The organism is Paraburkholderia sp. 2C (genome assembly GCF_054589215.1).
This window is the reverse complement of sequence record NZ_BAAILL010000045.1, coordinates 134189-154077: the sequence shown is the minus strand read 5'-3', so window position 1 is coordinate 154077 and position 19889 is coordinate 134189. Positions and strand designations below refer to the sequence as shown.

Sequence of the window (19889 nt, the reverse complement as noted above, 5' to 3'; positions counted from 1 at the left end):
GCGCGGCTGAACGGAGGGGGGCGTAGCAATTGGAACTGACAATATTCGGGATCGCGGTGATCCTCACCGGACTGGCGGTGCTCTACATGTCGTATCGCGCCGCGATTTACGGCATGGCGGTGTACTCGCTGTTCGGCTGCGCGCTCGCGCTGGGCCTGGGCGGGATGGGCGTCCTGCCGCCGCAACTGTTTCTCGCGTTTTTCGCACTGCGGGCGTTCAACCTCGTCGGCGGAAAGAAGCTTGCCGATGCCTTCTCGCTGGACACGCCGGGCTTCTGGCTGCTCTGCACCTGCGTGTGGGCATGCATGGGCGCCATCGTGCTGCCGCGTCTGTTGCACGGATCGACACTCGTGTTTCCCGTCGATCGCAGCACCACCGAGATCATGCTGCAGCCGCTCGCTCCCGTGTCAGGCAATGTGTCGCAGGTCATGTATTGCATGGGCGACCTTATCATCTATTGCTGCATGGTGGCGTTCCTGAAATATCGCGGTGCGTACCGGACCCTCGCGAATGCGATCCTGCTGCTCACTGCGCTCAACGTGCTCTCCGGCGTGGTCGATTTCGCTTCGCACGCGGTCGGCGTCGATGCGCTGTCATTCACGAAGACGGCACAGTTTGCCGACCTGACCGGCGAGGAGCTGGGCGGCCTCGTGCGTATCAGCGGCACCTTCAGCGAGACTTCCGCGTTCTCGACTTTCTCGCTGCCGCTTTTTGTGTTCTGTCTCAATCTCTGGATGCTCGGCTGGCGTCCGAAACTGGCCGGCGCGCTGGCTGTCGCAACGGCGGGACTGCTGCTGATCTCCACGTCCGGAAGCGCCTATGTCGGATTGGCCGGGTATCTGGTCGTACTGCTGTTCAGCAGGCCCAGTCTGGTCACGCGTGCCGCCGCCGCGCGCAAGCATCGCATGTGGATCATCGCCGCTTGCACGGGCACGCTCGGCGCGCTGTACGTCATCCTGTTCCTGCCGGCCATCGCGAATGCGCTGATCGACTTCGTCGACACGACGATATTGAGCAAAGCCGGCAGCTCGTCCGGTGTCGAACGGATGGGATGGAACGCGCAGGGGATGACCAACTTCTTCGATACCTATGGGATAGGCGTCGGGCTCGGCAGTATTCGCGCGTCGAGCTTTCTGGTGGTGTTGCTTGGGAGCCTCGGTGTCGTGGGGACGTTCTGTTATGCGATGTTTGTCGGCAAGTCGTTGCTGTCTCCGGTGCCGGCCGATTATCCGTTCGCGGAGCGCGCCATTTGCTATGCGGCGCGGCATGCCGTGATGTCAGCGCTGATTGTCGTATCGATCTCAGGTTCGGTATTCGAACTCGGTTCGTGTTTCTACCTGCTCGCGGCCGCCGCTGGAGCGCTCCCGGTGGGTACGCGTGCGCGTGCGCCAAGGCGCGTGCCCAGACGGCAGGGAAGAGTGTCCGGGGCCGTTGCCAAGGGCTGAGCGAACCCTTGAGCGCGGCCCTTAAGCCGGTCTGGAAGCCTGCCTTCGAGCTGGCCTTCGAGCCTGCCTCCGTGCCTCCGAACCCGCCTTCGAACTCGCCTCCAAACTCGCCTTCGAGCCGACCTCCAGGCCGGCCCTGAAGCCGGCTTCCTCAGAGCTTTTCGGCCCGTTCGGGCGTCAGTCTCCCGCGTAAAAAATCCCAGACGCCAATCAGATTGCCGCTGAGCCGGCCTCGACGGTCGACCCACGACTCGGGCGAAAAACTGCGCGTGATATTGCTGAACACGTTGCGCAGAACGTGATCGAGCGCATCGCGCAACGGCATCGTCTTTTTTCTGGCCAGATAGAGCGGATTGATAACTTGCGAATAACCGAGTCTGCGCCCTGACATCCGGCCGCTCTTGGTGCCGAGGTGCACGCCGAGCGCGGTATTGATGCGCACGACACGATCGCCGCGGTTCCAGATCTGGCCGCCGAAATCGCGATCTTCCTGCCAGCCGTAGAGCACGAGCCGCTCGTCGAAGCGCAGGCCCGCGACGCTGCGGGCGCGGAAGGCCATGTTGCAGCCGTAGGGTCCACCGGTCGACGCCGCGATCATCGTTTGTGGAGTGTCGTAAGTTTCAGCGAGGATTTTTTGCCCTTCCTCGAAGGAATAGCCGGGCCCGTTGATACCATCGGCGAGCGTCATTCCTGTCACGCAGGCGATAGACGGATCGCTATCGAACGCGTCGAGGACAGCCGCAATCCACGTGCGATGCATGAGGAAGTCGTCGTCGAGAAAGACCAGCACGTCGAAGCCGTACGGCACATGATTCAAGCCATTGTTACGCTGGGCGGTCAGGCCGGGCCGACCCTTGACCACCAGCAGCCCCGGTCGACTCGCCAGGCTCCCGACGTCTTCGTCCGTGACGCACGAGACGATGATCAGATCGGGTTTCACTGTCTGCATGTCGACGAAAGCGATCGCTTTTCCAAGCAGCTCTGCACGGCCGAGCGTCGCGAAGATCAGGCAAATTTTCGATTGCTTGTGGGCAGAGACGGCGCTTCTATCGCTTGTTTTTACCGCTGTTTGCGCCGCTGTCCGTACTACTGTCTGCACTGCTGCTCTGACTGCTTCCATCCTTACCCCCATACCTAAGCCTGTTTGCGGCAATCTCGTCCCGTGCTGAACGTACCCGCTGCCGCGAGCCATTCCAGCATTCATACAGGAGGCATGTTATGGCCGCGGCCAACGAAGTACTGCTACCTGGCGCACACGCGAGCGTACGCATGGCGAATGCGCGATATGCGCGATGCGTGTGGTAGGCCGCAGTGTGCGTTTGTCGAGCCGATACCATGTACGGGCGGTTCGAATGGCGCACTGTCTCGCGCATCGTCATCGAGCGGAAGCGCCGTTGGTCGATTCCATAGCCACATGTACGGTCGAGGGGATACTGCGGTGAGCGTCACATTACGCAAGCCCGTGCAGGGCTATCGGCCCGACATCGATGGGCTGCGCGCGGTCGCGGTGATATCGGTGGTCGTCTTTCACGCGTTTCCGGCAATGCTCGCGGGCGGATTCGTCGGCGTGGATATGTTCTTTGCGATCTCCGGTTACCTGATCTCGCAGCACATCATCGAGACGCTCGAGCAAGGGCGTTTCAGCCTCGTCGGCTTCTACGCACGACGGATCAGGCGCATCTATCCGGCGCTCATCACGGTGATGGCGGCCTGTCTCGCGGCCGGTATCGTGATGATGGCGTCGGGCGAGCTCGAGCAGCTTGCATCCGATGCGCTCGCGAGCGTTGCGTTTGTCGCGAACCTCTATTTCTTTGCGACGCGCGATTACTTTTCGCAAGGTGCGGGCGCAAGCGCGCTGCTGCATCTGTGGTCGCTTGGCGTGGAGGAGCAGTACTACATCGTCTGGCCGGTCGCGCTCTTTTTACTCTGGCGATTCGCCAGCCGGCGCGTGGCGACGCTCGTGATCGCCGCGCTTATCGTGTTGTCGCTCGGCGGCAGCATCGTGCTGAGCGGTACGCATGCCGTCGCGGCGTTCTATCTGCCGGTCACGCGCTTCTGGGAGCTGCTGTTCGGCGCCGCGCTTGCGTGGGCCGAGTTTCATGCGGGCGCATACCGCAACGTGCGTGCGAATACGATAGCGTTGGCCTCGACGCAGCGTGTGCCGCTGCGCGAGCTCGCCTCGTTCGTGGGCATCGCGCTGATTGCGCTGAGCCTCGCGCTGTACGATCCGGATACGGTGTTTCCAGGCTGGCGCGCGGCGCTGCCCGCCGGCGGCGCCACACTCGTTATTGCGGCCGGCCCGACGGCGTGGCTCAACCGCCGCGTGCTCGCGCTCAAGCCGATGACTTACATTGGCTTGATCAGCTATCCGCTCTATCTCTGGCATTGGCCGGTCCTCGTCTTTCTGCGTCTCTCGAGCGGTGACGCGCCGACGGTGACGATGCGCGTCGCCGCGATCGGCGTCGCTTTCGCGTTGTCCGCGCTCACATTCAGCTGCATCGAGGCGCCCGCGCGCTTTAGCCGCGTGGCGCGAAGCCACCCGGTGCGCATGGCGAGCGCGCTGTTCGCGATGATGATGGGCATCGGCCTGTCCAGCTACGCGATTTCGCGCGACAACGGCATGCCGGACCGCTTTCCCGACGCGAGCTTCAACCCGCATCAGGAGCACTGGGTATTCACCGATTCGTGCAAGCAAACCTTCCCGGGCGCCGAATTCTGCATGATGCCCACGCCTAACGGGCATGCCGAAGTGGCGCTGCTCGGCGACAGTCATGCGAATCACTTTTATGAAGGCCTGCGACGGGCATTGGCGGCGCGCGGAACGGGACTCTTTGCGGTCGGCGCCGGCAACTGCCCACCATTCCCGGACGTCGATATTTATCTTGGCACCTACGTCAAACATTGCGCGGCGCTGTTCGACAGCGTGCTCGATTACGTCGGGAAGTCGCGCGACATCCATACGGTGATCCTGTCGAGTTACGCGATTTCGTCGATCGCCGGCGGCTTCGACTATGCCAAGGGAAACTATGTCCGTCTGGTGGCTGCGAGCGGCGCTCAGGCGGCGCCGGGCGCGGCGCCGCGCGGCGATGAGAGCAATATGGACGTCTATCTCGCCGGCCTCGAACGCACGTTGATCCGGCTTCGCGCGTCAGGCAAGCGCGTGATTTTCGTGCTCGACACGCCGGAGCTCGATTTCGATCCGAGCACCTGCGTGCGCCGTCCCATGCAAATTTCGGTGCGCTCGCCCTGCGCGGTGCCGCGCGCGAAAGTGGAGCAGCGGCTTTCAGGCGTGCAAAAGCAGATTCTCGCGGTGTTGGGCCGATTTCCCGACGTGAAGGTGTTCAACCCGCTTCCGCTTCTGTGCGACAGGCAGAATTGCTATGCGCGGCAGGGGGGCGAGTTCATGTATACGGATCGCGATCATTTGACACCCGATGGATCGCGATACGTCGGTGGATGGCTCGTGCGGGACATCGGGGGTTAAGGCGAGACGACGCGCCAGCGCGCGTTGCAATGCCGCGCGATCCTATTGGCTTTGCGCGGAACGTCGCGTGTAGTTGCGGATCGACGCGAAGAGCTCGATCGCACGCGTCCGGGCGCGCGGTTCGATGTGCGCGCTCCACGCGAGCGCCACCCCCGTCATGCCGAACCACACCGCGATGCTCGGCCACGTGAGCGGAGCGAAGACGAGTGTCCCGACATACGCCGCCATGACGATCAGCGCGGGCAGGACCAGCATGCGTATCGGCCGCCCATCGAGGCGCGCGGCGTAAAACACCAGCAGCCCGTCGACGAGGCAGCGCACGCTCCAGGCAAGCGCCGCGCCCAGCACGCCGAAGTGTTGTAGCATCCACCACAGCAACGCGAGAAACGGCAGTATTTCGTAGGTCTGAAGACGCGCGACGACACCGGGCTTGCCCGTTGCCTGCAGGTGGCAGGCGGCGATCATCGTGAGCGAGTTGATCCATATGCCGACGAGAATCGCCTCGCCAACCGAGGTCGCGCGCGCGGCGAATTCCTGGCCCAGCCACAGCGATAGAAACGGGTGCATGAAAAAAATGCCGAATACGATCATCGGCGTGAGGACGGCGGCGAGGCCGCGTATCGCGCTGAAGGAGAGTGCCGCGGCACTCGCGGCATCGAGCGCCGACAGACGCGGAAATAGCGTGCGAATGATCACGAAGGGAAAGAGCCGCACCCGCTGGGCGAGATTGAACGGCACCTGGTAGTAGGTGACCGCCTGCGGTCCGAGCGCATGGCCGATCAGAAGGCGGTCGGCGGTTTCCAGCACGGGCGTCGCGAGCCGCGTCAAGCTGATCCACGCACCGTACGAGAACAGCGGACGGACCAGATCGCGGCGCGGGCCATTGGCAAGCGAGAGCGGAAATACCCGCCAGACCACGAGGGCAGTCAACACCAGCGCCGCCGTGCCTGCTGCGAGCGTGCCGAACACCAGATAACGCAGATTCGGTCCGAACAGGAACGCCGCTCCAAGAGGCGCAAGCTGATAAATGGTCGCGACCGCGAGCTGTAACGCGTTGAGCACGCCGAAGCGCTCGCGTCCGACCAGCGCGCCGTTGAACACGCTGATCAGATTCGAGAGCGCCACGAGACAGGCAACGTAGGGCAGCGCGGGCAGCAACTCGGCGGACAGCGCCTCGCCAATATCGAAGAACGCAAGCATCGTGTGCATGAGCGCAAACAGCACGAGGCCGCCCACGACACCCAGCGCGGCGTTCAGGATCAACGCGGTCCACACGACGGCCTGGCGTTCGCTATGCGGCGCGTCGTCGAGTTGCGCGATGCGGTTGGACGTCGCCTGAGACAGCCCCAGATCGAGAAAGCCGAAATAGCCTTGCACCATCCAGACGATCGCTAGCACGCCGTAGCGCGCGGCGCCGATATGGTGGAGGTAGATCGGCGTCGTCGCGAGCGTGATCAGGATCGGCAGGATGCTGCCGACGAGGTTGATCGTGGCGCTGCGTCTGAGACTGGGTTTGGTGCTCATGGAATGGTCCGGTATGTCGACTAGGGCATTCTGGCCGAGGCACGCACCAGAGTTTGTTCGTCGGCGCACGTCACAGGTTTTTTCGCCTCCGGCAAGCTGCACGCAATATCCGTGTTTGCGTGCGGTAGGCAGCAGTGCCGCGCCCGACGCACCGATACGATGCCTGACATAGAAAACCGCATCGCCCGCGCAATGGCGCGCCAGCAGCATTGCGCGTATTACGCCGGAGCGTTGTGTCGATAGTTGGGGGTAGTTTGAGTGGCAATCTGATCGGATTCAGCAAATACCTGCGAAGAAGATTGACGCTTGAGCGGACGGGAAGATGATGAAAACGATCGCATCGAAAACGATAGCGTTCAATGGCAAGTTTTTCGGTTCGGCGCCGACCGGCGTGCTCAGGGTTGCCGAGCAGCTTGTCGCGGCAACCGATGCCCTGATCGCAGGGCAGGCCGCGAATGGCGTCGACTATGCCGTGGTGGTCAGGGACAGCGCCAAGGTGCCGCCTTACCGCAATATCTCGTGTGTTCGCGAGGATCCTTGGGCGCGCAAGATACACAGGACCGCGTGGGAACAACTGTATCTTCCGATGGCGCGCAGAAAGGACTTTATTCTGAACCTCTGCAATCTCGGGCCGCTGTTTCATCGCGATTGCGCGACGATGATTCACGACGCCCAGGTGTATTCCGCGCCCGAATCCTATTCGCTGCCGTTCCGGCTGCGCTACAAGTTTCTGTTCTTTTTTATCGGCAAGCGGCACAAGGTGATCCTGACCGTTTCCGAATTTTCCAAGCAGGAACTCGTGCGCTACGGTATTGCGAGCGCCGACAAGATCGTCGTCGTGCACAACGGCTGCGATCACGTGCTGCAGATCCGGCCCGACGAGGGGCAGCTTGCGGTGTTGAATCTCAAGCCGCGGCGCTATGTGCTCGCGCTTGCGAATACGCAGAAGCACAAGAACATCGGTGTGCTGCTCAAGGCCTTCGCCAATGCGGAAATGAGCGATGTCGAACTCGTGCTGTTCGGCGGCGCGACGCGCGCGGAATTCGAGAATCTCGGGCACGTCGTGCCGCCGAACGTGCGCTTCGCCGGTCGCATCACCGACCCCGAACTCGTTGGGCTCATGATCAATGCCGGCGCGCTGGCTTTTCCTTCGTTAACCGAAGGATTCGGTTTGCCGCCGCTCGAAGCGATGGCGCTCGGCTGCCCGGTCGTCGCCGCGCCGTACGGTGCGCTTCCGGAGGTGTGCGGCAAGGCCGCGCTGTATGCGGACCCGTTCAGCCCCGAAGCATGGAGTCTGAATATTCTGTCGGCGCTCAACGACGATGCGGTGCGCCAATCGCTGATATCCGAGGGGCGCCGGCAGGCCGGCAACTTCACCTGGAAGCAGGCGGCCCGCCATCTGTTCGAGACCGTCAACGCTGCGTCCCGGCCGGGTCTCGCTGCTTCCCCTGAAAAAAGAGACTGAGAACCATGTCTATCGATGTCGATTTCTCGCTGGCGCTCAACGATCGGACCGGCAAGCTGTTTCTCGGCAAGGACATTATCGCGTCGCTCGGCAGCAGTGTGACGAGCGTTCGCTACGGGCGCTTTCACGAATTTCCGCATAGCGACTTCATGCGCCGGGTCGCGGGGCGTCTGACGCTCAAGGAAACGGTCGCGCGGGTATTCAGGCCGCGGCTATCTTCGTTGTTGCCCGTGATCCGCGACCCGCGTCCTACGCTGCATCTCGATCCGCTCAGCGTCGTGCGTCACCGGCTGGAGGCGCGCGATGTCGTGCTCTGCCATGACGTCGGTCCGATTACGCATCCGCAATACTTCGCGCCCGGCGTGCATGAGTTTTACGTGCTCGCCTACGATCAGATTCGACGCATCAAGCCGCACATGGTGTTTGTCAGCAAGACGACCCAGCACGAGTTTCACCGGCTCTACGGAGACGGCTATGCGTCGTCGAGCGTCATTTACAACCCGACGCGATTGGGCATCAAGGAAGGCGAGGGGCGAGCGGTGCCGGGCGTTGCTTCGCGCTTTCTGCTGACCGTGGGAAGCATCGGCGACCGGAAGAATCAGGCCCGTTGTATCGAAGCATTCTCGGCGAGCGGGCTGGCGGGCGACGGGTGGCAGTACGTCATCGTCGGACAGCACGAGCCGGGCGCGCAGGCCGCGATCGAGCGCGCGAAGCAGACCGCCGGTGTGGTCCTGCCCGGCTATACGACCGATGACGAGCTTCGTTGGCTCTACCGCAATGCATCGGGCTTTGTGCTGATGAGTCTTCTGGAAGGATTCGGCATGCCGGTGATCGAGGCGATCGAATATGACTTGCCGTGCCTTGTTTCGAGGTCCAGCATTCTGACGGAGATCGGCGGCGAAGCGATGGTCGATGCCGATCCGCTCGATACGGCATCGATTGCATCGGGTATGAGGTTGCTAGCCGGCATGTCGGACGAGGAGCGGTCCCGCCGCATGTCGCAGGCCCGCGCGCATCTCGTGAACTTCGCGCGTGAACCGATTCTCGCCAGCTGGCGACAACTGGTCGAGCGGATCGGCTGAGCTGCCGCCTCGTGCTCCGTGCGGCGGAGCGCGTGTGAATACTCGCGCTCTGGCGCTCTGGCGCCCTCGCGCGACGCATCAGTCATGCTTCGCGGCAAAGCTCGGTTCGAGAAAACCGGCCACCTCGGCATCCGTGATCGGCGTGAGATGCAAACCGAACGCGGCATTCAGCGAAGCGACGAGGTGCTGCGCCCAAAGCGTGTTCCACACGACGCCCGCGTGGCCGTCGGACAGCACGGAGTTGTGCGGATCGTCGCCCGATGAATTGGTGACGGCCCAGCCCGGCGACAGTCTCACGGTCTTGTAGAGCGGGCGGCCCTGTTCGTCGCGCGCGCCCCACAGGCTTCTGAACCAGGCGCGATCGTCGAGAAAGTAGACATGGCGATTGGCCGCGGCAATCTTGCGCAAGCCATTGTCGAATACATCCATGCCGGCATCGATATTGGCGATGGCCTGCGCCGATTGCCAGCTGTCGAACTCGACGGCCCAGTCCGCATTACTGAGCACACCGACCAGTACCACATTCGTTTGCGGATGCCGTTTGTGGATCAGCGCGACGGTCTCGCCGATTGCCTCGACACATCCATTGATCAACGACATCGGATGCGATGCAGTCGGATCGCGGGCCAACTCGTCGAGCACGCCGTGCCCGCCGACATCGTTGATACCGATCCGGATCAGCACGATGCCGCCTTGCCACGCTTGCGGTTCGCTGTCCATCAGGTTGACGAGATTGACCGCCTGGCGCTGCGGGGTTCCGAGCAATTGATTGCACCAGGCGCCGCTTACCGCGAAATCGTAGCGATAGTCGTCCTTCGGGGGCGTGCGCGCGACCACACCCAAAACCCTGTCGAACCGCGCGCGATATTTGCCGCTGCCCCACGTGCCCCATTCGCCGAGATCGAGCTGGTCGCCGCGCAGGCGGGCAAGGACTTCGGTCCACTGCCAGGTGGTGGCGCGCCAGGCGCCGCCGCGCGCGCTCGGATTGCTCAGCAGCTGCGTGTCGTGGTACGACTGGCTGTCGGAATCGCCGAGCACCGCGAACCGTATCCTGCCCGACGGCGGCGCGGACCCGGCGGCGGCGGCGTCGACCACGACCAACGGGCGGCCAGGGCCGTCAGGCATGGCGGCGCTGACCAGCATCAGGCCGGCTACGGTCAACAGACCGCCAAGCGCGACCAGCAACACAATACGCAAACGGAACATGGTCCAGGCACCTTATCCGATCCATCTTCGATCTAAGCCTCGGCGCGGCTCGCGACCGCCGCGGGAGTGTCCTCCGCGCCGGGGCCCGATTCCATGCTCGCTCCCTCGATGCCCGCCAGGCGCTCACGCAACTGCTTGCCGATGATCGCAGCGCCGTTCGCACGGAACATCTGATCGTGCATGCCCGGAATCTCGGTTACGACGAGTTTGCCCGTGACTACCTGATGCCAGCCGAGGTCGTGGGCGAATAAACGCCCCTTGAGCGCCTGGCCGCTGCGGAAGATCTGCACGTCGCCGTCATAGGGAGCCGCGCGGTAGCGCACCTGTTGCAGGCGCAGATGCCCGATGTACCAGAGGTTTTCGGCAAGCTCGTTGTTCGGCCCATCGTTTTTGAACAGGCCCAGCTTGTGGCCGAGCGCGATCAGATGGAACCAGCGCACGGTGCGGAACTGCTTGAGGAACACGACCATCGAGGTTTCGCGCCGCCGGGCCGCGCGGAAGTCGCGCGGGATGTCGTACGCGCGGACGCGTACTTTGCGCAATAGCCGGTCGTACCAGGGCATGTCCTCGCGATATCCGGGGCACCACGAATCGTTGAGAATCACGAGCTCCACCGTTTCGCCGTCGCGCCGCAACTGATGGGCCGCCTCGATCGCGAGCGCGCCGAGCACGCAGTGGCCCATCAGGATATACGGGCCGGTCGGCCGGGCCAGTCTGATGAGCCGCACGGCGTCCGCGGCGATATCTTCGTAGGCCCGTTTCGGGAACTCGCGCGGCGGCCCTTCCGGCACCATCGGAATATCGATGACGGGCCGCTCGTCGCCGATCTGCCGCGCCAGTTCGTAGAAGACGGCCGTGTTGTTGAGCGCGATGATCGGCGTGCCTGGTGCGTTCTCGTTGAACTTCACGATATTGCGCGCCTTCGCCTCGAGCTGGGCCCGACTCATGAAGCCGCTCGGGCCGACGCCGCCCGTGAAAGGCGCCGCTGTTTTCGCGGGCGCGGGCGCCGCCGGACGTGCGGCGACGATGTCGACGGTTTCGAGCATGTCGCGCCACCTGGCCAGATACCGGTCGATTGTCTCGACGTCGTAGAGGTCCGTATCGCCTTCGCACGAGATGCGCCAGCCGTCCGCGCGCCGCACCATAAAGAAGTTGAGGTCGTAGAGCGCGCCCGCGTTGAACGAGGGCGACGTCGTCGCGGCGAAATCCTGGCGGCGCACCTCGTCGCCCACACCGACGAAGCTTTGCTGCAGGGCGAAGTTGACCGAGCACAGCGGCGGGCGATTCATATCCGCTACCTCGCCGGCCATCTCCATCATTTCTTCGAACGGTACGTGCAGATGTTCGATGGCGTCGCTGAGCTTGGCGCCGCATTGCGCGATCACGGAGGCGATCGTGCTGCCTTCGCGAACGTCGAGGCGCAGGATGACCGTGTTGATGAGCGGGCCGACCACACCCTCGAGCTCCTGCTGGTCGCGCACCGACATCTGCGTGCCGATTGCCACGTTGGCTCCGCTGGTCCCGCTGGCGTCCCGCGTCTGGCCGGCCGCCGCTTGCAGCGCCATGGCGAGGCCGGCTGCCGCCACGCTGAAGAGCGTGACGCCCTGCGCCTTGGCGGCCGCGATCAGATGCTCGCTCAGCGTGTCGGGCAGCAGGACGGAACGAATCACGCCCTGGAAGCGCCGCTGCTGCGGACGCGGCCGATCGCCGGGCACATCGAAGCGGGTGAATCGGTGAAGCTCCTGGCGCCAATGGGCGCGCGCGCGATCGAGCGCGCCGCCGCCGAGGAACTCCTGTTTCCACAGCGCGTAGTCGCCATGGTGAAGCTCGACATCGGGATAGTCGGGATCGTGGCCCGCGTGCAACGCGGCGAGTCCTTCGACGAGTTCGCGCACGACGATCGCAAAAGACCAGCCATCCATCACGAGCGAATGGAAGGTCAATTGCAGCTCGCCCTGCGTGGCCGACCTCGGCAACCACACGGCCCGGAAAAAGGAGGACGACGACAGTTCGAACGGCGTGCGCGCCTGCTGCCCGCCGACACGCTCCGCTTCGGCCACCGCGGCCTTGTCCTCGAAACCGGCGAGGTCCACCACCTCGAGCCGGAAGTCGGCGCGGCTCCAGACTTGCTGGCGCAAGCCCGCGCCGGTCATCAGGAAGCCGGTGCGCAAGATCTCGTGACGCGCGACCAGTTCGCCGAGCACCTGTTCGATGCTCGCGGCGTCAAGCGGTCCCGACAACTGCAGCCGGAACGCGATGTTGAGCGCCGTCGCGCCCGGCGACGCTTTCTGCTCATGCCAGAAGCGGATCTGGCAGGCGGTCGCCGGGAACAGCGCGTAACCGGCTTCGACCTCGTGAGTCGGGGCGATATCCAACGCTATCGAGTTCATCGCTCAGAGTCCCCCCGCATTCCTGCGCTTGAAGTTGAGGATCGACGGCCGCGCCACGGCAGGAACCTCGATCAGCGTGTCCGTCTGCGTGCCGTCGAGGCTGGCCGCGAGTTCGGCGATCGTCACGTTCTTCATCAACTGACGCGCATCGACGGCGAGGCCCCGCTCGTTCATGCGCGCGACGATGCGAAAGAGATGCAGGCTGTCCGCGCCGAGACTGAAGAACTGCTGGTCGGTGCCGATATGCTGAAGGCCGAGCACGTCGCCCCAGATCGACGCGAGCGTGGCCTCGGTCGGCGTCATGGCCGCGGGTTCGATCGGCTTTGCCGCGGGTTCGGCCGGCACCGTGATTTGCGGAACGGCCTTGAGCGCGGCTTGCGGCTGGCGCACCGGTGCGGCCACCATATCCGCGGTCGGCACGGGCAGGGCTTTGCGGTCGAGCTTGCCGTTGACGGTCTGGGGCAGTGCGGCGAGCGTCATCCACAGCGTGGGCACCATATAGGCGGGCAACTGCGCGGCAACATGCGCCGCGACCGCGCCCTGGTCCGCGTTGCCCGCGGTAGCCTCGACGATATAGCCCACGAGGCGAGGGCTGCCGCTCACGGTATGCAGCGCGACGGCGGCCGCGGCGACGCCGGGCGCCTTGCGCAAGGCGGCCTCGATATCCTCGATCTCGATGCGGAAACCGCGCAGTTTGATCTGCTGGTCGCGCCGGCCCAGGTGTTGCAGCGAGCCGTCGGCAAGCCGTTTGGCAAGATCGCCCGTGCGATAGAGACGGCATGGCGCGGCGCCTTCGATGGCCACCGGCTGGAAAGCCGCCTCAGTGAGGTCGGGCCGGTTGAAATAGCCCTTCGCGAGCCCCTCGCCGCCGATCCACAGCTCGCCGCTCATCCCCTGCGGCGCGAGACGCAAGTCGTCGGTCAGCACATGCAGTTGCGTGTTGGCGAGCGGCGCGCCGATCACCACCGGCCCGTTTGCATTGACGCGCGAGGCGGAAGACCAGATCGTCGTCTCGGTCGGGCCGTAGAGGTTCCATACCTCGGCGCCGGTTGCGAGCAGCGCGTCGGCGAGATCGCGCGGCAATCCTTCGCCGCCGCACAGAATCCTGAAGCCTCGCGGCGGCTTGAAGCCGGCTTCCAGCAGCATGCGCCAGAGCGACGGCGTCGCTTGCAGAGCGGTGGCGGTCTGTTCCTTCAGACGCGTCACGAGTTCGTAGCCGGTGCGTACTTCCGTATGGCCCGCGATAAAGGTCTGCCCGCCGGCGATCAGCGGCAGGAATAACTCGAGACCGGAAATATCGAACGAGAACGTGGTGACCGCGACGATGCGGTCGCTCGCCGTAAAGCCCGGTTCGTGCGCCATCGAAAGCAGGAAGTTGCTCAAGGCGCGGTGCGTAATTTCCACGCCCTTCGGTTGGCCGGTCGAGCCCGACGTGAAGATCACATAGGCGGAATCGGCATCCGTGACGACCGGCAAGGTGACGGCATCGCTGTTGGTGCCGTTGTTGCCTCGCGCAAGCAATGCCTCCACGTCCAGCACGCGGTGCGCGCCCGATTCCAGCACGTTCCGGCTCGCCGCATCGCTGAGGAGCGCGGCGATGCCGGCGCCATCGAGAATCTGGCGCAAGCGTGCCGGCGGCATCGTCATATCGAGCGGCACATAGGCGCAGCCGGCTCGCCATACGCCGATCATCGCGGCCAGCGTCATCACCGTGCGGTCCATCGCGAGCGCGACACGTCCGCGCGGCGCGATGCCCGCTGCGACGAGCCGGCGGGCGATCCGGTTCGCGTATTCGTCGAGCTCGCCATAGGTCAGGCGCACCGTTTGATCCGACGCGGCGGTCGCGTTCGGCGTATGGCGGGCCTGCGCGGCGATCATCGCGGGCGTGGTCTGCGACAGATCGTAGTCGCGTGCCGACGCGTTCAGCTCGTCGCGAAGCTGACGGATTTCGTTTTCGTTCAGCAGCGGCAGCGCGGCCACCGTCGTTTCGGGATCCCGAGCGATCGCGCCCAGCAAGGTCTCGTAGTGGCCGAGCCAGCGCTGGATCGTCGCTTCGTCGTAGACGTCGGTGTTGAAGTCGCAATCGAGACGCAGTCCCTGCGCCGATTCGATCACGTTGAGGAACAGATCGAAATTGCTGAAGGCCTTTGCGTTCGGCGCAAAGCGCGTGGTGACGCCGCCGGCCATCTCGAGTTGTGCGTCGACCTTCTCGAGATTGAACTGCAGGTCGGTCAGCGGCAGCCGGTTCAGATCGCGCTTGATGCCGAGATCGCGCACGAGCGCGCCGTACGTGTAGTTCTGCCGGTCGCCGGCATCGAACAGATGGTCACGCACTGCCTTCATATGCGTGGCGAACGGCTGGTCGCGATCGAACCGCACGCGCAACGGCAGGAAGTTGACGCAGTGCCCGACGAGCAGCGCTTCGCCGGCCTGCGACTGGCCCGCCATCGGCGCGGCGATCACCACATCGTCGTTACCGGACAGACGCCCGAACAGCACCTGGGCGGCGCCGAACAGCGCGGCGAACAGCGAGCAGCCCTGTTTCGAGGCAGCGGTCTTCACCTGCTTGAGCAGATCGGCGCTGAGGTGACGCGTGGTCGAGGCGCCGCTGAAGCTCTTGATCTCCGGGCGCGGACGGTCGCCGGGCAAATCGGCTTGCGGCGCGGGCGTGCGATGCAGGTTCAGCCAGAACTCGCGCGTGCCCGCATCGACCCCGGCCTCGTCCTGCGCCTTGGCGAAGGCGAGAAAGCTTTGCACGTCGTCGAGTTCGGCCTCGGTGCCCGTCACCTCGGCCGAGTAGAGCGCCTGCAGATCGCGCAGGATGATGTTGATCGACCATCCGTCGCAGACAATGTGATGCGCCGTGAACACGAACGCCCACTTCTGCGTGTCGAGGCGGATCAGCGCGGCGCGCGCGAGCGGCGCGCGCGTGAGATCGAACGGCTCGCGCGCCTCTCCGTCGATGAGCGCCTTGAGTTCCTCGTCTGCATCGGCGTGGTCCGACAGATCGATATGCACGAGCGGAACCGTCGCGGCCGTAGCGGCGAACATCGTATCGCCGACGCGTGAGAAGTGAGCGCGCAGTGCATCGTGGCGCGCAACCGTGGCCGCGAAGGCGCGTTCGAAAGCGGCCTCGTTCAGGTTGCCCGTCAGTTCGAGCGTGAACGATTCATTGAACGCGAGCGATGCTTCGTCGCCGACCTGAGCCGACATCCAGATTTCTTTCTGCGGCTCGGTAAGCGGCGACTGCGTGAGTTGCGGTTGTTGCGGTTGTTGCGGTTGCCGCGGTTGTTCGGGTTGCCGTGGTTCCGCCAAGGCCGGCGCCGCGACAGAGACCGCCTGGTTCGCGCCGGCGAGAATGCCCACGCGCTGGAGCGCATCGATGCTTGCTTCAAAGGCATCGCCGATCCTGCGGATGTCCTCGTCCGAATGGCTCGTCGTCAGGAAGCAGGGGAAGCCTTCCATGATGTGGATGCCGAGGTAGCGCATGTAGGCGTAGAACAGACTGCCCAGGCGGTCCTCGCCCGAGAAGCTGACATAGAACCAGCTCGAGAACGTTTCGGCCCGTGTGGCGATGCCGACTTTCTCCAGATGCGTGTTGATGCGTTGCACGAGGGCCGCCATGCGGCCGCCGAGCGATTCCTGCAGCGCCGGGCCGGCTTCCTTCAGGTGCAGCAGGACGGATTTCATCGCGGCCAGCACCAGCGGATGGCGTACGAACGTGCCGGCGAAGAAGGTCGGCGGCACTTCGGGTACCGAAGCATCGCCGAATTGCCACTGGCCGCCATCGAGCGCATCCATGTATTGCGCGCTGCCGGCGAGCACGCCGACGGGCAGGCCGCCGCCGACCACCTTGCCGTAGGTCGCCATGTCGCCCTGGATGCCCCAGTAGCCCTGCATGCCGGCCGGGTGGACGCGAAAGCCCGTTACGACCTCGTCGACGATCAGGGCCGACTCGTTGGCGGCCGTGAGCTCGCGCAACTGCTGCACGAATTCCTTCGGGCGCAGATTCGGATGGCGCGACTGCACGGGCTCGATCAGCACGGCGGCGATATCGTCGATGTTGGCCTTGATCCATTCGAGACTTTCGGGCCGCGCATACGGCAGCACGACCATATTGCCCACGGAGTTTTGCGGAATGCCGGGCGCGATCGGGAAGGCGCGCGGCACGCCGGACTCGCTGCCCGGCTTGACGAGCACTTCGTCGAACTGACCGTGATAGTCGCCGTCGAAGCAGACCACTTTTTCCTTGCCGGTCACTGTGCGGGCGAGGCGCATCGCCGCCATCACGGCTTCGGAGCCCGTATTGCAGAAGGTGACGCGCTGGTGCCCGGTGATCTCGGCGAACATCTGGGCGACCTCGCCCGCGAGCGGCGATTGCGGTCCGATGGCGAAGCCTTCCTGCATCTGCGCATTGACGGCGTCGACCACGAAATCGGGCGTATGGCCGAACGCGGTTTGTCCGTAGCCGTTGACCAGATCGATATATTCGTTGCCGTCGACGTCCCAGATCTTCGAGCCCTTGGAGCGCTGCGCGACGACGGGATAGACGAGCTCCTTCCATTCCTCGCGGAAGCCGCTCGCGGTGCGCGGGTCGGCCAGCACCGCGCGATAGGACTGCGTGCGCGCCTTGGAGGTCGCCGTTTTGGCCGAGTAGCGAGCGGCCAGATCCGTGATGAACGCCTTCTGCACGTCCGTCATCTGAGCGGAGCTCGTTGCGCCGGGCTTGTAAGCGGCGAAGCGCGACGGGCGGTTCTCGTCGAACTTGATTTCGGGGCCGGTGGGGCGGGCGGGTGCCGCGGTTGCGGGTACTGAGGGTGCTACGGCCTGTGCAGGCGCGGCGGCGGCGGGAGCCGGCGCGGCGAGCGACGCGGGCACGACGATCGGAGCGGACGCCTGGATGGCCGCCGCGGGCTGCTGGACCGTGAGCGGCGCGCCTTGCAGCATGTCGAGCTGACGCGACATCAGCGACTGCATCGCGGCGAGCTGGTCGCGGAACACCGACTGGATATCGCCGGTGGCCGGGGTGGCCGCGAACGGCGCGGCCATGATCGGCGCGGCGGACGCTGCCACACCTGGCATTGCGACCGGCGCAGCTGTTGCCGGAGCGACCGGCGCGGCCGCTGCAGCGACGGCGACCGGCACAGCGGCCGGTGCCGCTTCGACCGCAGCCGGCGCGGCCGGCTGTTCCGGATCGGGCGGCAACGCGCCATCGAGGAACTGCGCGAGCGCCGGCAACGTCGGGTAGTCGCTCATGATCTGCCGGAAGCTGACCGTCACGTCATAGCGGCGGCGCAGTTGCCGCGAGACTTGCCCCATAAACAGGGAGTCGTAACCGAGGTCCCAGAAGGTCACGTCCGGGTTGGACGTGTCGGGCGCCTCGCCGGACATCTCGGCAAGCAGGGAAGCCAGTTCGGCGATAAGGCGCGGTGTGCGGTCGATTTGGACGGTTTGGGACATGGCGGTCTGGGCGGTCTCGGTTATTGCGACTGACGATGCGGGAGCGGTAATCGCCGCGGCGGTCGAGACCGTGGCAGCGGGTGCTGCTGCGGTCGTTATCGCCGCGGTCGTCACCGGTTGGCGTGAAGCAGTGACCGGGGCATCGATCCAATGCCGTTCCGGTTCGAATGGATAGGTGGGCAGCGAAACGCGGCGGGCGCCTGCGGTCTGGACGGTTTTCCAGTCGGGCGTGACGCCGTTGAGCCATAGCCGGCCAGTCGCTTCGGCGAGTACCGCAAGCTCCCGGTCGCGCGTGGCGAAATCGGGCAAGGAGGCAATCGCGCCTTGATGACGGTCCTTCGGCAAGCCTTGCATGACGAACGTCGACAGCGTCCGGCCGGGGCCGATTTCGAGCAGAAGCGGCTTGCTCTCTGCCGTCACCGTGGCCAGCGCATCGCTGAAGCGCACCACGTTGCGGCAGTGGCTTGCCCAGTAGTGTCCTTGCACCGGCTGGTCCATCGACGCCCATTGGCCGGTCACCGACGAGACATACGGAATCGTCGGCGGTGCGAAAGAAAGCGTATCGGCAACCTTCGCAAGCTCGTCGACGACGCCCGACATCATGCGCGAGTGGAACGCATGCGATGTGTGCAACCGGCGATGCTCGATATCGCTTGCCTTGAGCTGGGCCTCGAACGTTTCGATGGCCGCGAACGGGCCGGCCACGACGCTGAGCGATGGCGCATTGATCGCGGCGAGGTCGACGTCGTCGGGCAACACGGGCGCGAGTTCGGCCTCCGACAGGCGCACGACCAGCATCGCGCCGGGCTCGGCCGACTGCATCAGCGCGCCGCGCCGTGCGATCAGATACAGCGCATCCTCGAACGAAATCGCCTCGGCCACGCAGGCTGCAACCAGCTCGCCGACGCTATGGCCGATCATCGCCGTCGGCTTGATGCCGCGCGACATCCACAGTTGCGCGAGCGCATATTCGACGAGGAACAGCGCAGGCTGCGCGTAGATCGTCGAACGGATCGGGTGCGGGGTGTCGTCGCCTTCCGGCGGTGCGCTGAAGAGCAGGGTCCGGATATCGAGCCCGACGTGCGCGGCCAATGTTTCGGCACCCTTATCGATCCACTGACGATAGACGGGCTCGCTGCGATAGAGCGCTTCTCCCATGCCCGGATACTGCGCGCCCTGGCCCGGGAACATGAAGACGACGGGAGGCGCGGCCGGCGGGGTCTGCGGCGCTTGTGCTTCGATGGCCCCTTTGCCGAGCCTGGCCTGCGCCTGATCGACGCTGTCGGCAATCACGACGGCCCGGTGCGCGAACGCGCGGCGTCCCGTTTGCAGCGTGGCGGCCACGTCGGCGAGCGCGACACCGGGATGGGCCGCGAGGTGCGTCGCGAGCCTCGTCTTCGCGCGCTCGAGCGCGGCCGCGCTGCGCGCCGAAAGCGGCAGGATCTGCGGTCCTTGTTCCGGCGCGCGCGCGCATACGTCGGCGCGCTCAGGCGCTTCTTCCAGCAGCACGTGGACGTTCGTCCCGCCGACGCCGAACGAACTCACACCGGCCCGGCGCGGCGTCGGGCCGGCAGCCCACGGACGCGCGATCATGTTGAAGAAGAACGGGCTGCTGGCCACGTCGATGCCTGGATTCGGCGCGCCGAAGTGGAGCAGCGGCGGCAGGACGCGGTCGCGCAGCGCGAGCGACGCGGCGATAAATCCGGTCACGCCGGCGGCCGCATCGAGGTGGCCGACATTCGCCTTCGCCGAACCGAGCGCGCAGAACTGGCCGCCCTCGACGCCGCCGAGGCGAAACGCCTGCACGAGGCCGGCGAATTCGATGGGGTCGCC

At 64.9% G+C, this 19889-nt stretch carries 9 protein-coding genes; 4 read left to right on the top strand and 5 right to left on the bottom strand.

Features of this window, described 5'->3' with window-relative positions; genetic code table 11:
• Positions 1–29: 29 nt before the first annotated feature.
• Complete coding sequence (locus ACYPXD_RS22675) at positions 30–1445, top strand: hypothetical protein (protein ID WP_459716239.1); 1416 nt, start codon at positions 30–32, stop codon at positions 1443–1445.
• A gap of 151 nt (positions 1446–1596) precedes the next feature.
• Here ACYPXD_RS22675 and ACYPXD_RS22670 read toward each other — a convergent pair whose 3' ends face one another.
• Positions 1597–2637 carry a glycosyltransferase family 2 protein gene (locus ACYPXD_RS22670; RefSeq protein ID WP_459716236.1) on the bottom strand — a complete coding sequence of 347 codons (1041 nt, stop codon included), beginning with the start codon at positions 2635–2637 and terminating at the stop codon, positions 1597–1599.
• Positions 2638–2883: 246 nt separating this feature from the next.
• Between ACYPXD_RS22670 and ACYPXD_RS22665 the strand changes: the two genes are divergently transcribed.
• Complete coding sequence (locus tag ACYPXD_RS22665; RefSeq protein WP_459716234.1) at positions 2884–4929, top strand: acyltransferase family protein; 2046 nt, start codon at positions 2884–2886, stop codon at positions 4927–4929.
• A 42-nt stretch (positions 4930–4971) separates the two neighbouring features.
• Here the strand turns inward: ACYPXD_RS22665 and ACYPXD_RS22660 are convergent, their stop codons facing one another.
• On the bottom strand, positions 4972–6453 hold the full coding sequence (locus ACYPXD_RS22660; RefSeq protein ID WP_459716232.1) for a flippase: 1482 nt from the start codon (positions 6451–6453) through the stop codon (positions 4972–4974).
• Between the two features lie 322 nt (positions 6454–6775).
• Between ACYPXD_RS22660 and ACYPXD_RS22655 the strand changes: the two genes are divergently transcribed.
• Positions 6776–7918: a glycosyltransferase family 4 protein gene (locus tag ACYPXD_RS22655; protein ID WP_459716230.1), complete on the top strand. Its 1143-nt coding sequence runs from the start codon at positions 6776–6778 to the stop codon at positions 7916–7918.
• A 5-nt stretch (positions 7919–7923) separates the two neighbouring features.
• Positions 7924–9000, top strand: a complete 1077-nt coding sequence (locus tag ACYPXD_RS22650) for a glycosyltransferase (protein WP_459716226.1) — start codon at positions 7924–7926, stop codon at positions 8998–9000.
• Between the two features lie 78 nt (positions 9001–9078).
• On the opposite strand, the gene ACYPXD_RS22645 is transcribed toward ACYPXD_RS22650, so the two are convergent.
• From ACYPXD_RS22645 to ACYPXD_RS22635, 3 genes are read right to left on the bottom strand one after another with little or no spacing between them, the layout of a single operon-like run.
• Positions 9079–10206 carry an SGNH/GDSL hydrolase family protein gene (locus ACYPXD_RS22645; RefSeq protein ID WP_459716221.1) on the bottom strand — a complete coding sequence of 376 codons (1128 nt, stop codon included), beginning with the start codon at positions 10204–10206 and terminating at the stop codon, positions 9079–9081.
• Positions 10207–10238: 32 nt separating this feature from the next.
• The gene (locus ACYPXD_RS22640; protein WP_459716217.1) at positions 10239–12596 is read right to left on the bottom strand and encodes a condensation domain-containing protein; all 2358 of its coding nucleotides are present in this window, start codon (positions 12594–12596) and stop codon (positions 10239–10241) included.
• A gap of 3 nt (positions 12597–12599) precedes the next feature.
• Positions 12600–19862: an amino acid adenylation domain-containing protein gene (locus ACYPXD_RS22635; RefSeq protein ID WP_459716215.1), complete on the bottom strand. Its 7263-nt coding sequence runs from the start codon at positions 19860–19862 to the stop codon at positions 12600–12602.
• Between the last annotated feature and the right edge of the window lie 27 nt (positions 19863–19889).